Here is a 14,936-nt window from a genome sequence, read left to right as displayed (position 1 = left end):
TCTATCAATCTACGTACTATTGTGGGTTCAAATCGCTCGAGACGACCGAAACTGGTTGTTCGGCCGGCGGAGTGAAACGATCCCGTTCGTCCGTTGGTCACGAACTCGAACCAAGCGTGTAGAGATTGTACACTGGACAACCGTTTCGGTCATCCGAACAGTACACCAATCGGGACACTTTCACCTCTTTCAGGACGTTCATCTGGTAGGCACTTGTTCTCCGTGTTCCGGTCCTCGCCGCCCAGCGTCGGTCGACAAGGCGGCCGAAACACGCTCGAAGACGGCCTCGGGGTCCCGGTTCCAGTGCCAGTGCCAACGAGTTTTCGCGAGACACCGCAGTTTCCGCGCCGTCGACAGCGACGGCTCCCGGTTCAACACGTCGTAACCCTGCGCTCGGATCACCGCGTGGTGTTCCGCATAGAGCACCGCCGCGAGCAATACGGGGAGTTGACAATCCGCCGGAAGGTATCGAATCCCAGAGACGCCCTCGCGGTACAACCGTTCGGTCCGCTTGAGCTCTGACTGCATCGCCGCGGCGAACGACTCCGAAAATTCGAGGCGTTCGACGTCGCGCTGATCGACCCCGTGTTTCTCGAGGGTCTCGAGGGGAACATAGATTCGATCACGCTCGAGAACGTCCTCGCGAACGTCCCGTAAAAAGTTCGTCATCTGGAACGCCTCGCCGAGTTTGATCGCGTGGGGTTGGGCTGTCTGGCGGTCCTCTGGGTCCATAATTGCGGTCATCATCACGCCGACGGCGGCCGCAGAGCCGCGCATGTACGTCTCGAGTTCGTCGTAGCTCTCGTATCGACTCCGCTCGATGTCCGTCTTCATCGCGTCGATGAAGGCGGTTATCTCTCGATCCGAGATGTCGTAGCGCTCGCGCAGTTCGGTGAACGCGATCAGCACGTCGTCCTCGGGCTCGGACTCGCCAAGCGCCTGTGCTCGAAGCGACTCGAGCCGGGCGGCCTGTTTTTCCGGCGGGGTTCCGCCCGCGTCGTCGACGACTTCGTCGGCGATTCGAAAGAACGCGTAGAGCACGTGGGTCGCGTGACGAACGCGCTCCGGAAGAAAGCGCGTCGCGAGGTAAAACGTCTTGCCGGTTCGTCTCTGGATCGCCTTGCTCGCGTCGATATGCTCCTGTTGCATTCTGTTGTCTCCGATCCACAGTAGCCCGGATGAACCAGCTACGTCAGATGGCTATAAAATAGACAGCCCCTCATTAGTAGGGTCGTACGGCCCTTACTAGCGAGAGTCTCATCACCGGCCTGGCGAGTCGGTGTGAGGCCGGTTATCGCAGCGTCACTCCTCGAGCAACTCGTCGCGAAGCATCGGGATGAACGTCCCGATGTCGGTGACCATGCCGATAGCCTGCGCGCTACCGCGGTCGAGTAACTGCGTAACGGTGGCCGGGTTGATGTCCACGCAGACGGTCTTCGTGGTCGAGGGGAGGCAGTTACCGACGGCGACGGAGTGTAACAGCGTCGAGAGCATGAGCACGATATCGGCGTCGTGAGCCTGCTCGCGAATCGCATCCTGGGCCTCGATTGCGTCAGTGATCGTATCCGGCAGCGGACCGTCGTCGCGGATCGAGCCGGCGAGGACGAACGGCACGTCGTTGTCGATGCACTCGTACATCACGCCCTCGTCGACGATTCCCTCGTCGACGGCGGCTTCGATGCTGCCGAGGCGGGCGATCTCGCTGATCGTGTAGATGTGGTGTTTGTGTCCTTTCCGAGGGTGCTCGAGGCTCTCCGTGTCGACGCCCAGCGAGGTGCCATAGAGGTCCCGCTCTAAGTCGTGTACGGCAAAGCCGTTGCCGGCGCTCAGGTTGTCGATGAAGCCCGCACGGACGAGGTCCGCGAGGGCGTCTCGGCCGCCGGAGTGAACGATCGCCGGCCCACAGACGACGAGGACGTTCCCGTCGTTCTCGCGGACCTCGCGCATCTCGTCCGCGATTTCCTCGATCAGCGACGCAGAGGGTCGTTCGCTCGAGACGCCGCCCTGCATGAAGCCAAAGGAGCCACCGCCGTTCCGGGGTCGCTCGGGCGGTTCGACGCGAATGCCGGTCTCGCCGGTGACGACGAGGTCGCCTTCCTCCACGGCGTTGAGCACTTTCGTGAGCACGCGGGTGTTCCCGTCACCGTTTCTCCTCTCGTCGGCGTTGCCGACTCCCTGTGGATCCTCCGGATCCGCTCTTTCGACGACGAGCGCGCAGTCCATCTCCGGATCCTCGATTTCGACCCACTCGCCGTCGACGCGCACGTACGTCGGGTGGTTCGTCGTCGAGTAGAAATCGACCGGGACGACGCCGTCTTCGGGAGCGTTCTCGAGCGTCGCATCCCGCGGATCGGCGACGGTCGCTCCCTGTTGATTGAGTTCGTGGAGGATCGCCCGCAAGTCGTCTTCGGACTCGGCCATGACTCGCATCCGGCAGTACGTCTCGGCGTGTTTGTGACGGCCAACTTCGAAGTCTTCGACCTCGAACTCACCGCCCATGTCCATCACGACCCCGAAACACATGCCCATCGTCCCCGAGTCGATGATGTGCCCCTCGAGTTCGACGGTTCGCGCAACTGTCATTGCTATGGCGTTGGCGACCGGGGACCGTGAATGTGTGCGTTATCGACCGGGTCTCTCGGAGGTTCTGAACCCGAGACAGATCCAATTCCCTACTCGTCGCTCGACGGCTGGTAACTCGTTCTCGAGCGAACAGTCACGATCGTTCGGAACAACGACTATGCGAGTGTATCCCATACTCGAGCGTATGACGAGTGGATCAGTTACTGCTGGGCAGTCTCGCTGTCGACGATGCGGGTTCGAAGCACCTGGTGGCGACGCGGCCTGGCGACGAATCGACGTACCGAAACTGGGCCGAATGACTCAGTGTCCCGACTGTGAGAGCACGGACGTCATCACGAGTCGGTAGCACGAACTGAACTCGAGCGAGGACCAACGACTCGCACCCGGCGAACGCACAACAGACTCTTGGGTGACTCGTCCGTAGTCCCTTCCATGGAACACGAGACAGACGAAACCCCTCGAGAGAGCACCGACCTCCCCACGAGCGACGAAGAGTGGCGCGAGGAACTCGACGACGAGGAGTATCGAATCCTGCGAGAAGCCGGAACCGAGCCCGCGTTCAGCGGCGAGTACGTCGATCACAAAGACGACGGAAGCTACGTCTGTGCCGGCTGTGGGGCCGAACTGTTCGACTCCGAGACGAAGTTCGACTCCGGCTGTGGCTGGCCGAGTTTCTACGATACGGATACCGACCGTGTCGAAACCCGACTCGACACCAGCCACGGGATGCGCCGCACCGAAGTGCTGTGTGCCGAATGCGGCGGCCACCTCGGCCACGTCTTCGAGGACGGCCCGGAACCGACCGGCAAGCGCTACTGTATCAACTCCGCCGCCCTCGACTTCGACGAGTAAGACGACCGCTCGAAGTCGCCGCTTGTGAATGCTCGGACGACGAGGGCGAACGTGCAGGCACCATCGTTTTTCTGTTCACTGGCGCACGTTCGTCCATGTCCAACGAACGACCAGCTGCATCCGACCTCCGGCAGGGGATCACCGTCGAAATCGTGCAGGGCGATCAGGACGTCGAGTCCGAGGATCGAGAGCCCCTCATCGGGGAAGTGGCGACCGTCTACGAAGACGACCCGAAGGGACCACAGGTCGAACTGAAAAACGGCGTCGTCGGGCACGTCCAGTCGGTCGTCCACGACGAATAGTACGCGGTCCCGTTCTCGCATCGATTACGTATCGGCTCCGTCGAGCGCCCCTCTCTCAACTCGTGTGTTCTCTCCGCAGCCATAGACACCAGGCCCCGGTGCCGGCCAAACCACTATCCGCGACGCCGCCGATATCGATACATGGCCGACTCGAGTCTCCTGTCGCTCGCCCGCGACGTCGCTGCCGTCTCCCGCGAACGCCAGATCAGCGTCAAGTCCGCCGGGCTGGCCTACCACGCGTTCAACACCCTCGTACCGCTGGTCATCCTCGCGCTCGTCGGTGCCACGCTCACGGATTCGCTCGAGCCGCTGGTTTCGACGCTCGAGTCAGCGGCCGGCCTCGACGGTATCGTGACCGACGGCGGACTCGAGGAGGCGGCCGGCAACAGCGGCGACAGGATACGGGCTGCGATCCTCGCGCTCCTCATTTTGCTGTGGAGCGCTGCTCGCTTGTTTCAGGCAGTCAACAGCGCGTTTACGGACGTCTACGGCTCTCGGAAGGACGAATCGTACGTGAACACGGCGACGACGGTAACGCTCGTCACGGTGCTCAACGCGGCGCTCGTGACGGCGACGGTCGCGCTGGCCGTCGCGTTGGTCAGCGTCGTCGGAATCAGTCTCTCGGTCTTCCTCGGCGGGGTCGTGGCGACGGCAGCCAGCGCCGTTCTCCTCGCGATTCTGCTCGTAGCCGTCTTCACGCCGATGTACTACCTCTTTCCACAACCGGACGTCGTCGTCGGCGAGGTACTGCCGGGGGTCGCGTTCGCCGCCCTCTCGTGGACCGCGTTGGCCGTCAGCTTCAGGGTATACGTCGCCACCTCCGAGAGCATCGCGCTCTTTGGAATCGCCGGCGCGATCTTGCTCGTCCTCACCTGGGTGTACCTCGGTGGCTTCTGTCTCCTGTTGGGTGCCGTTTTGAACGCTGTCCTCTCCGGCCACGTCGACCCCGACGAGGGCTGGATCCCGATGCAGGCCGTCTGGACGGAGTCGAATCCCTAAATTGGACGCGTTGCGCCGCGGTTTTCTGCTGGCTCGAGTGACCCGACCGTCGACTCCTCGAACGACGTTACGCACTTCTCACGCTGAAACAATCCGATGGCTTCTATCATCACGGGGCCCTACGGGTATCGAATGGCAACTGCACGGACGCTCGACGACGCCCATCTCCTCGTCGTCGAGTCGGCAGACGACCGGGTCGAGGGGAACCCGCCCAGCCTCTCGGGTCGACTTTCCGACGGGGGCGAGGGCGCGACCGACGCCGACTCGTCGGAACCGAGTGCAACGCAACTCGCGGGAGTCGTCACGACGGCTTCGAGCGTGGAGGCAGCGCTCGAGACCCTCGAGACGGATTCGATCGACTGCGTGGTGAGCGCGCAGTCGCTCATCGACGGGACCGGAACCGAACTCGTCGAGCGCGTTCGCGAGCGCGACGTCGCGCTCCCGTTCGTACTCGCGCCCCGCGACGGCGACGAGGCACTCGCGAGCGAAGCGATCACTGCAGGCGTCACGGAGTACGTCCCGGCCGCGGACTCGAGTGAACCGCTTACCGAGACGCTCGAGCGAGCGCTCGAACGGGGCGACGACTGCAGACACGCTCGCGTGCAGGCTCGGCAGTTTCGAGCCGTGTTCAACGATCCGGAGACGTACGCGTGGGTCGTCGACCGCGATGGTACCATCCGCCAAGCGAACGACCGCGCGCTCGAGACCGTCCACGGGGGCGACGACGTCACCTGCGGAGGGCAGTTCGCGGCGCTTCCGTGGTGGGACGCCACCGACTCGGGAGGCGAGTCGATCCGAACGGCGATCGACACGGCGGCGGCCGGCACGGTCGCCCACCGGGAACTCACGCTGACGCAGGAGCCTCAACTCGAGACCGACGCCGAACGCGCCGCGGAGCGTACCGTCCCGCGGACGCTCGAGGTAACGGTCAGACCAGTTCGAGACGAATCGGGGACCGTCGTCTCCGTCCTCGCACAGGTGACCGACGTCACTGACCGGGCGCGCCTCGAGCAGGAGGTCCGTGAATCGGAGGAACTCCACCGGGTGACGCTCAACAACATGACAGACACCGTCCTGATCACGGACGACTCGGGCGAGTTCACCTACGTCTGCCCGAACGTCCACTTTATCTTCGGCTACTCGGACGAGGAAATTCACGAGATGGGCTCGATCGACGACCTCCTCGGTCCGGACCTCTTCGAGCGCGAGGAACTCGAGTCGGAGGGCGTGTTGACCAACATCGAGTGTACGGCGACCGACCGCGCGGGCCGGGAGCACACGCTGTTAGTCAACGTCCGCACGGTCTCGATTCAGGGCGGAACGACCCTCTACAGCTGTCGCGACGTGACGAAGCGTAAACGCCGCGAGGAGGCGCTCACGGCACTTCACCGGACGACGCGGGAACTGCTGTACGCCGAAAGCGAACGCGAAATCGCCGAGATCGTCGTCGACGACGCGACGGACGTCCTCGACCTCGAGAACACCGGTGCATACCTGTTCGATACCGACGAAAACGTACTCACTCCGGCGGCCGCATCGCCGGCGATGAAGCGAACCCACGGCCCGCTCCCGGAGCGGCGGGCGGCGGACGGCAGCCTCGCGGGACAGGTGTTCGTCGACGGCGACGCGACGTTCTTCGCGGACGTTCACGACGCATCGGCCGTGTCGAATCCGGCGACGGACCTCACGAGCGTCGGACTCGTCCCGCTCGGGGACCACGGCGTCTTCGTCGTCGGTTCACCCGACGCCGACGCGTTCGACGACGTGACTCGAGAACTCACCGATCTGCTCGCGACGACGGCCGAAGCCGCACTCGATCGAGTGCGACGAGAACAGACGCTCCGAGAACGCGACCGCGAACTCAAACAGCAGAATCGAAAACTCTCCCGACTCAATCAGGTCAACGAGATTATCCGTGAGATCGACGCGGCGCTCGTTCAGGCGGAGACGCGCGAGGAGATCGAAGCCGCCGTCTGCGAGCGACTCACGTCCGCCGATCGGTTCTCCTTCGCCTGGATCGGAACGACGGACGTCACGGGAGAGCGCCTCGAGGCGAACACGCACGGCGGGACGGGCCGCGGACGGGAGTACCTGGACAGCGTCTCTACGTTGCTTCAGGAGGCGAGCGAGCCTGCCGCTCGAACCGCCGCGACGAACGACGTCACGGTCGTCTCGAACGTCGCGGAGCGTCTTCGCGAGGAACCGTGGCGCTCCGAAGCGCTCTCGCGGGAGTACCAATCCGTCGCGGGCGTCCCGCTGGCCTACGACGAGTTCACGTACGGCGTGTTGACCGTCTACGCAGACGAGCCGGACGCGTTCGAGGGCGTCATCCGTTCCGTGCTGATCGAACTCGGCGAAACGATCGCGTCCGCAATCGCGGCCGTCGAACGCAAACAGGCCCTGCTGACCGACTCCCGTACTCGCCTCGAGTTCGAGGTGATCGACGACGGCTTCATCTTTACCAGACTCGCGACGCGTGCGGAGTGTACTCTCTCGTTCGACGGCGGGATCCAGCTTCACGAAGACGGGGCGGCCGTGTTCGCCACCGTCGAGGGAGCGCCCGCCACCGACGTCGTCGACGCGGCCGCGGATCTCGTCGCCGTCGAAGACATCCAGCACCTCGGTGACGGTGCGGACGTCGACGACCCCGCGTCGGGCGAGACCGTCCTCATCAACCTCGCGCCGCCGTTTTTGGCCCTCCAGCTTGCAGACCACGGCGTCGTCTTACGAAGCGTCGAGGCGACGCCGACCGATACGCACGTCGTCGTCGACGTCCCCCGAACCGTCGACGCCAGCGAGAGCATCGACGTCGTCTCGAACGCGTTCTCGGACGTTTCACTCGTCGCCAAGCGAACCGTCGACCGGACGACTGCACGCACCCTTCGCGCTCAACTCCTCGAGCGACTGACGGACCGCCAACTCGAGGTCGTCCAACTAGCGTATTACGGCGGCTACTTCGAGTCGCCGCGAGAGCGTTCGGGCGAGGAAATCGCCACGACGCTCGAGATTTCGCCGGCCGCGTTCTACCGGCACATTCGGACGATTCAGCGGAAACTGTTTACCATCCTGTTCGACGAAATCGGCCTTCCGGCAAAAACGACGGCACCCGTTGAATAGTGAACGTGTATTCGATCCCCGACGCTAGTTATCTGATGGATACCACTATCCTAATATCCCTATTATTCCTAAATGGAGCAACCTTCGTCACATGAAAGACATCCGTTTCAACCCCGAGGACGAATCGACCTACGAGTGTTTCAACTGTGGGACGCTCGTTCGGACGACAGCGCCCGCCCAGTGTCCCGACTGCGGGACGGACATGCGTAATCGACGGACGCCGATCGAGTAATCACCGCTTCTTGTATGGCCCCTGAACTCACACCAGATGAATCTTCGACGAACCGACAGGTGACCGACGACGAACCCGAAACCGCACTCGAGACCGCGCGTCTGCAACTCGAGCGTGCCGCGACACACCTCGATATCGGCGATTCCGTCATCGAGCGTCTCAAACACCCGGCAAAAGTCCACGAGGTCACCATTCCACTCGAGCGTGACGACGGGTCGGTCGACATTTACACCGGCTACCGGGCACAACACGACAGCGTCCGCGGCCCGTACAAGGGCGGTCTTCGTTATCACCCCGGCGTCACTCGAGACGAGTGCGTCGGCCTGTCGATGTGGATGACCTGGAAGTGCGCCGTCATGGACCTCCCGTTCGGTGGCGCGAAAGGTGGGGTTGTCGTCGATCCGAAGTCACTTTCGACGGACGAGACCGAACGCTTGACTCGCCGATTCATGCAAGAAATTCGGCCGGTTGTGGGCCCGACGATGGACATTCCGGCACCGGACATGGGAACGGACCCCGCGACGATGGCCTGGCTGATGGACGCCTACAGCATGCAGGAAGGCGAGACCATTCCGGGCGTCGTCACCGGCAAGCCACCCGTCGTCGGTGGCTCTGCGGGTCGCGAGGAGGCTCCCGGACGGAGCGTCGCTATCGTCACCCGCGAAACATGTCAGTACTACGACTGCCCGTTAGCGGACGTGACGGTCGCCGTCCAGGGCTTTGGCAGCGTCGGTGCGAACGCCGCCCGCTTGCTCGAGGAGTGGGGGGCGACCGTCGTCGCCGTCAGCGACGTCAACGGTGGCGTCCACGATCCCGACGGCATCGCGGTCGAGACCATTCCGTCGCACGACGAGGAGCCGGAAGCGGTCACTCGGTACGCCGAAACCGCCGCCGGCACGGGCTCGCTGACCCGACTGTCGAACGCGGACCTGCTCGAACTCGACGTCGACGTGTTGATTCCGGCTGCCGTCGGGAACGTCATCACCGCGGACAACGCCGACGCCATCGAGGCGGACATCGTCATCGAAGGCGCGAACGGGCCGACGACGTTCGGCGCTGACGCGATCCTCGAGGAACGCGGTATCCCCGTGATCCCCGATATCCTCGCAAACGCAGGCGGCGTCACCGTCAGCTACTTCGAGTGGCTCCAGGACATCAACCGCCGAACCTGGTCACTCGAGCGCGTGCACGAAGAACTCGAGACGGAGATGGTCGACGCCTGGAACGGGTTGCGCGAGACGGTGGACGAACGCGACGTGAGTTGGCGCGACGCGGCGTACATCGTCGCGCTCTCTCGCGTCGCGGCGGCCCACGACGCACGCGGGTTGTGGCCCTGATCGAGCGCGTTTACAATTTTCACGCTGACGAGTCCGCGTTTTATTCGAGGTACGCGATCGCCTCCTCGTCGCTCACCTGATCGAACACGCGATAGTACTGTCCGACGGCACGAAACGACTGTGGCGTCTCGAGGGCGATCACCTCGTCCGCTTCGTCTCGGAGGTCGCCGACGCCACGCGGCGAGCCGACCGGCACCGCGAGCACGACGGACGCAGCGTCGCTCGCTTGCACCTGTCGAAGACAGGCTGTCGCGGTCGCACCCGTTGCAACGCCGTCGTCGACGACGACCACTCGCTTCCCCTCGAGATCCGGCAAACCGGGACTCTCTCGATACCGATCCGCCTTCTCGCTGGCGTTCTCCGCCTCCTGTTCTCGGACGGTCTCGAGATACTCTTTACCGACCGAAAGTCGCTCGAGGAGGTCGTCGTTGTACCAGACGCTGCCGTCGCTCGCGACGGCACCGATTGCCAACTCCGGATTGCTCGGCGCGCCCATCTTCCGGGCGACGACCACGTCGAGGTCTGCGTTCAGCGCGTCCGCGACCGGTCTAGCGACGGGAAGTGCACCGCGGGGAATTCCGAGGACGATATCGGCCTCGAGCCCGCGGGACTCGAGTTCTCCGGCGAGTCGTTCGCCGGCGTCGGTTCTGTCGTCGAACATGGCTCTAGCTACGCGGGCGATCACCTATGTTTTGGTGTAGCATACGACGGGACGGTGGTGTAACGGATCCGCGATGGCGACCCGAGAATTTGTGGTATACCCGTCCAAACCAGAACTCGCCTGCCGAAGGGCTACCTCGCGGCGCTTTCGACGTATCGTATGAGTCGACTCCAGCGAACGCTCTCGAACATCTCGGAAGAGACCGGCACCGACAGCGGGCGCGTCGGCATCGTCGCGGGGGCGACCGAGTACCCGAATCAGCCCGCGCTGGTCGGGCGCGCAGCGCTCCGAACCGGTTCCGATCACGTTCGGGCGTTCGTGCCCGATCCGATCTACGAAATCGTCGCGAGTCACGACCCGAATCTCTTGGTCGACAGATACGCGGGTGAACAGTTCGAACAGACCGCCGTCGAACGCACCCGCGAGATGTGTGAGTGGGCCGACGCCCTCGTCGTCGGGCCCGGACTCGTCGACGCCGAGCCGGCTGCCGTTCGGGAGGTAATCGACACCGTCGACATCCCGATCGTCGTCGACGCCCTCGCCATCGAACCCGCACTCGAGGCGGATCTCTCGAAGTCGATTCTCACACCGAGCGGCTCGGAAGACGATCCGATTCGGGAGGAGTACGGCTCGCTCGAGGCGTTTTCGACGGAAACGGGTGCCGTGTTGACGTTGACCGGTGACACCGACGAAATTGTCGCCGACGGTGAACGCATCCGCAACGAGACGGGCACGTCGGCGCTGACGGTCGCCGGAACCGGGGATACGCTGGCCGGAATCACCGCGTCGCTGCTCGGACAGGGGGCTGATCGCAGCGACGCCGCGGAATTAGGCGCGTGGGTCCTCGGCAAGAGCGGCGAGTTAGCCACCGCCGAGTATGGCCCGGGCGTGCTCGCGACCGACGTCATCGACCGCATTCCGGACACGATTCGGTGATCGGTAGCGGCGGGCCTATTCGAGCGAGGATCTGTTGTGCCACGGTCCGCATCTGTCGCGCTCACCGTCCTCGAATCGGGGAAACGAGTATTAGGCACTCGGCCGTTACAGGAAACGAGATGTCCGACTCGAGTACACGGGCGGCCGAACAAGCGGACGACGAAATCTCACACCCACTCTTCGCAAAACTCTACGACGTCCTTCCGCAATCGATTCTGTTCGAGCCCCATCGCGAGTACCTCGCTCGCGACCTCTCGGGTCGCGTCCTCGAACTGGGCTGCGGAACGGGCGACATGTTTCCGTACGTCGCCGAACACGCGACCTCCTCCCTCGAGTATCACGCGATCGAACCCGACCCGCACATGCGTAAACGAGCCCGTAAACGGGCGGGAGAAACCGGTCTCGCGGTCGACCTTCGCGGCGCTCGTGCCGAGTCACTCCCCTATCCCGACGACTCCTTCGATGTCGTGATCGCCAGCCTCGTCTTCTGTACGATTCAGGACCCAGACGTTGCACTCGAGGAAGCCCTGCGCGTACTCGAACCCGGTGGCGAGTTTCGCTTTCTCGAGCACGTCCACGCCGACGGCTGGCGAGGGTCCGGCCAGGAACTGCTCAATCCGCTCTGGGCGCACACCGCGGGCGGCTGTCAGCTCACGCGCGAAACGATCCCTCGATTCGTCTCCCACGAAGCGGTTACCGTCGAGGAAATCGAGCGACTCGACCTCGGTTTCTTCCCGGTCGCCCCGTTCGTTCGCGGAACGCTTCGTCGAAAACGAGGGAGCACGCTCGAGTAGGGTTCTCGGTGGCCGTCTCGTGTGACTCCCCTACCCGTCGTTTCCCACCCGGAACCTGCAGGTGCAACCGTTTCCCGCCAGTCCCTTCAAGCGTAATATATGTCCGAACCGGACCGAGAACCAACGGAAACGCCCACCACCTCCAAGGAGGAAGCCGAGGAGGAAGGGCAGGAGATGGCCCGAAATTGGATCGGGATCGCCGTCGTCTCGATCTTCGCGCTACTGTTGATCGTCATCGCGGCGATGCAGTTTACCGGCGTCGTCGACGTGTTTGCACCGATCGCCGACACCGAAGGCCAGCAGTGGGGCGTCTTCTTCGTCCTCGCGCTGATCGTGCTCATCGTCGGCGGCTGGAGTTGGAAGGCGATCATCAGCTAAGAACAGCCTCTCCCAGCCCTTTTCTTCGCGTTAGTGTTCTTCCGCCTCGAGTACCTCTCGATTGCGAATCCACGCGTCCGAACCGAACTTTCGATCGGCCAGCTCGCGCGCTGCCTCGAGTTCGCTCGATCGCCACGTCCCTTCTTCGGCCCCACACCACTCGGCCAGTGCCGTCGCGAGCGCGTCGACGGCCGCGTCGCGCTCGATACCGACCTCGTCTCGAATGCTCGTAACTCGCTCGTCGAACGTGTCCGTCTCGAGGTCCGTCTCGAACACCCCGACGTGGTGGTCGCTCTCGAGGTCGTAACTGATCGAGCCGTGCTGGATGACGACGTCTCGTTGGCGGTACTGGGCGTTCCCGCTGATTTTCTTCGCGTCCGCACCCGCACTCGCCGGTGCAACGACGTCGTGGGCCGGGTTGATGTCCCGGAGGTAACATGAGGGCTGGTAGATCGACGACTGCTCGGCGCTGGCGAAGTCCGCGTCGACGCCCATCCGCCTGAGTCCCTCGAGGATCGGTTCACAAAACAGCTCGTAACAGTCCATCAGATCGCCGGGAACCTCCGCTGCGGGCGCAACGATCGTGTAGGAGATATCGGCGTAGCTGTCGTGATAGATTCCGCCGCCGCCAGTCTGTCGCCGAGTGACGTCGATCCCGTTTCGCTCGCAGTACTCCCAATCGACCGTCTCCGGCTCCTGTCGATAGCCGAGCGAGAGCGTACTCGGCTCCCACGAGTAGACGCGGACGGTTCGGCGGTCGTCCTCGAGTGCAGTTCGTGCGGCAATTTCTTCGACGGCCATCTGGAGTGGTCCCTCGCGCGGATCATCCCGGATTAGCCGCCACTCTCTCTCGGCGAGGTCGCTCATATCGATGTACTCGCCGGCGAGCGTGTTAGGAATTGCGACGAGAAGCGCTCTCCGTCCGGTGTCCGCGACGCGTCGGTAATCTCTCGCTGATCGGATTTACTATCCCAGCATGCGGTTTATGATCGCTCCCGTTTGCTTTCCGATCGTCCTGACCGGGTTGTCGGTGCCCGCGAGGGTACGCACTCGAGACTCACGTCACGACGCTTTTACGTACTCGCCGGTTATCGCACGGTATGGTCCGGAACGTCGCCGGTCTTCTACCGGAACTCGAGGCCGAAGACTACTATCTCCTCTCTGGGGTCGAACAGGGAATGCGCTTTTCCGAGTGGGTCCAGCGAGGAAAGCTACCGAAGTTCTCGAATCTAACCGAAGAGGAAGTCGACTACCGACTCGAGCGCTGTCTCGAACGGGGGTTAGTCGAGAAGAAAACGATCCAATACGAGGGGTACACCCTCCAATTTGAGGGATACGATACCCTCGCCTTGCGTGCACTCGTCGAACGCGATACGATCAGTGAGTTCGGTGTCCCGCTGGGCGTCGGCAAAGAAAGTGACGTTTACGAGGTCAAATCGTACAAGCCACACGCGCTAAAGTATCACCGCGAGGGCTACACGAACTTCCGCGAGGTGCACAAAGAACGCGATTACACGTCGGACAACGACCACGTCTCCTGGATGTACACCGCGCGCAAGGCCGCCGAGCGAGAGTACGACATCCTCGAGGAGCTCTATCCCGACGTCTCGGTTCCACGCCCCATCGATCAGAACCGTCACGCGATCGTGATGGAGAAGATGGACGGCGTCGAGCTTTCCCAGACGAAACTCGAGGCTGACCAGGTACTCGGCGTCCTCGACTTACTCCTCTCCGAAGTTGCCAACGCGTACGCGAACGGATACGTCCACGCGGACATGAGCGAGTACAACGTCTTCGTCAGCGAAGAGGGCGTGAAAATCTTCGACTGGCCACAGGCCGTTCCGACCGACCACGAAAATGCAGCCGAGTTTCTCCGACGCGACTTGCGTAATATTGTCGGATACTTCCGACGGAAGTACCCCCAGCACGTTCCAGACGATATCGCTACCGACGAACTGGCTGACTCGGTCGCCGACGAATCGTTCGTGACGGTGACCAATCTCGGAGCGTAAACGAAGAAAGAACGAGTCATCACTGCCCTGATCGAGCCACGCACCCCGACGTTGACAGTCGATGGCTCTCGGTGGCTGAATTTAGTTTCGAAACGAGTGCTCGAGCGGTGTCGTCGACCGCGGTAGGACGGTCATCACAGTGTCTTCTCGTGACGGGGATACCGACGAGGAGATCAAGGGGGTGTGTGGTGACGGGTGCCCTACCAACGGGTAGAGTAGCCACTGCACGTCAGTGTACACCAGATCGCTGGACACGTCGACGATCAGGCGTACATCGTTTCGGGTATTCGTCTCGCCGTTCCGATCGTGAGTCTACGACAGCTTTCTCGAAGGCGACCCTGCACTGTTGTGCTGTTGGCGACGTGTCTGAGTCGATCTGTGTCCTGTTGGCACCCCGATTTAGATTATAGATGGTTTTACCCATGAGAGAGGCTGCACGGCGAGGTTTGTAGCGATAGAAATATCGGTTGGTCAGTCAGAATAAATCGTATAATGCAATATGGAATTGATGGATACTACAAGTTCGGAGGGGACGAGCGTACAAAACAATACGTGGTTTACACTAGCGCTGTTAGCTACGGCTCAAACTGCGACACCACCCCCCAACAATCACATGTGGAACCTGTCAGTGACGGCTGGTGTCCAAAAGTGAATCGGAGTTGTGCGACTCGTTCTATGACACAGTGTATTCAATTCCGCTCTCCAGCCAGTGGTATTATATCGTTTTACCTGC

At 62.6% G+C, this 14,936-nt stretch carries 15 protein-coding genes; 11 read left to right on the top strand and 4 right to left on the bottom strand.

Annotated elements, in window-relative coordinates; translation table 11 throughout:
- Positions 1-198: 198 nt before the first annotated feature.
- Both BB347_RS09695 and BB347_RS09690 read right to left on the bottom strand, forming a co-directional pair.
- Complete coding sequence (locus tag BB347_RS09695; RefSeq protein ID WP_076580970.1) at positions 199-1,149, bottom strand: phytoene/squalene synthase family protein; 951 nt, start codon at positions 1,147-1,149, stop codon at positions 199-201.
- 153 nt (positions 1,150-1,302) lie between these two features.
- Positions 1,303-2,583 carry an ornithine cyclodeaminase gene (locus BB347_RS09690; protein ID WP_076580968.1) on the bottom strand — a complete coding sequence of 427 codons (1,281 nt, stop codon included), beginning with the start codon at positions 2,581-2,583 and terminating at the stop codon, positions 1,303-1,305.
- A 184-nt stretch (positions 2,584-2,767) separates the two neighbouring features.
- Here BB347_RS09690 and BB347_RS19300 point away from each other — a divergent pair, with 184 nt between their 5' ends.
- The 7 genes from BB347_RS19300 (at position 2,768) to gdhB (ending at position 9,422) form a co-directional block, all read left to right on the top strand.
- Entirely contained in the window at positions 2,768-2,929 is a 162-nt protein-coding gene (locus BB347_RS19300) for a hypothetical protein (protein ID WP_168170941.1), read from the top strand.
- A gap of 86 nt (positions 2,930-3,015) precedes the next feature.
- Positions 3,016-3,435 carry a peptide-methionine (R)-S-oxide reductase MsrB gene (gene msrB, locus BB347_RS09685; RefSeq protein ID WP_076580966.1) on the top strand — a complete coding sequence of 140 codons (420 nt, stop codon included), beginning with the start codon at positions 3,016-3,018 and terminating at the stop codon, positions 3,433-3,435.
- A 95-nt stretch (positions 3,436-3,530) separates the two neighbouring features.
- Entirely contained in the window at positions 3,531-3,737 is a 207-nt protein-coding gene (locus BB347_RS09680; RefSeq protein WP_076580964.1) for a DUF2196 domain-containing protein, read from the top strand.
- Between the two features lie 141 nt (positions 3,738-3,878).
- Complete coding sequence (locus BB347_RS09675; RefSeq protein ID WP_076580962.1) at positions 3,879-4,736, top strand: YihY/virulence factor BrkB family protein; 858 nt, start codon at positions 3,879-3,881, stop codon at positions 4,734-4,736.
- 132 nt (positions 4,737-4,868) lie between these two features.
- On the top strand, positions 4,869-7,853 hold the full coding sequence (locus BB347_RS09670) for a bacterio-opsin activator domain-containing protein (RefSeq protein ID WP_076580960.1): 2,985 nt from the start codon (positions 4,869-4,871) through the stop codon (positions 7,851-7,853).
- A 91-nt stretch (positions 7,854-7,944) separates the two neighbouring features.
- Entirely contained in the window at positions 7,945-8,085 is a 141-nt protein-coding gene (locus tag BB347_RS18985) for a rubrerythrin-like domain-containing protein (RefSeq protein WP_139305409.1), read from the top strand.
- A 14-nt stretch (positions 8,086-8,099) separates the two neighbouring features.
- A complete protein-coding gene (gene gdhB / locus BB347_RS09665) occupies positions 8,100-9,422 on the top strand; it encodes a glutamate dehydrogenase GdhB (RefSeq protein WP_076580958.1) in 1,323 nt (440 codons plus the stop codon).
- A 40-nt stretch (positions 9,423-9,462) separates the two neighbouring features.
- On the opposite strand, the gene BB347_RS09660 is transcribed toward gdhB, so the two are convergent.
- Complete coding sequence (locus BB347_RS09660) at positions 9,463-10,083, bottom strand: phosphoribosyltransferase (protein WP_076580956.1); 621 nt, start codon at positions 10,081-10,083, stop codon at positions 9,463-9,465.
- A 159-nt stretch (positions 10,084-10,242) separates the two neighbouring features.
- On the opposite strand from BB347_RS09660, the gene BB347_RS09655 reads away from it, so the two are divergent.
- The 3 genes from BB347_RS09655 to BB347_RS09645 all read left to right on the top strand — a co-directional run bounded on the left by BB347_RS09655 (position 10,243) and on the right by BB347_RS09645 (position 12,191).
- Positions 10,243-11,019, top strand: a complete 777-nt coding sequence (locus BB347_RS09655; RefSeq protein ID WP_076580954.1) for an NAD(P)H-hydrate dehydratase — start codon at positions 10,243-10,245, stop codon at positions 11,017-11,019.
- A 119-nt stretch (positions 11,020-11,138) separates the two neighbouring features.
- Positions 11,139-11,813 (top strand): class I SAM-dependent methyltransferase, encoded by a 675-nt coding sequence (locus tag BB347_RS09650; RefSeq protein WP_076580952.1) that lies wholly within the window; start codon positions 11,139-11,141, stop codon positions 11,811-11,813.
- A 99-nt stretch (positions 11,814-11,912) separates the two neighbouring features.
- The gene (locus BB347_RS09645) at positions 11,913-12,191 is read left to right on the top strand and encodes a hypothetical protein (RefSeq protein ID WP_076580950.1); all 279 of its coding nucleotides are present in this window, start codon (positions 11,913-11,915) and stop codon (positions 12,189-12,191) included.
- Positions 12,192-12,221: 30 nt separating this feature from the next.
- Here the strand turns inward: BB347_RS09645 and BB347_RS09640 are convergent, their stop codons facing one another.
- Complete coding sequence (locus tag BB347_RS09640) at positions 12,222-13,058, bottom strand: lipoate--protein ligase family protein (RefSeq protein WP_076580948.1); 837 nt, start codon at positions 13,056-13,058, stop codon at positions 12,222-12,224.
- A gap of 233 nt (positions 13,059-13,291) precedes the next feature.
- On the opposite strand from BB347_RS09640, the gene BB347_RS09635 reads away from it, so the two are divergent.
- Positions 13,292-14,203: a serine/threonine-protein kinase RIO2 gene (locus tag BB347_RS09635; RefSeq protein WP_076580946.1), complete on the top strand. Its 912-nt coding sequence runs from the start codon at positions 13,292-13,294 to the stop codon at positions 14,201-14,203.
- Positions 14,204-14,936 lie beyond the last annotated feature (733 nt).

Source organism: Natronorubrum daqingense (assembly GCF_001971705.1).
Lineage (GTDB): Archaea > Halobacteriota > Halobacteria > Halobacteriales > Natrialbaceae > Natronorubrum > Natronorubrum daqingense.
Note: the sequence above shows the minus strand (reverse complement) of the source record. Positions and strands in the feature narration are given on the sequence as shown.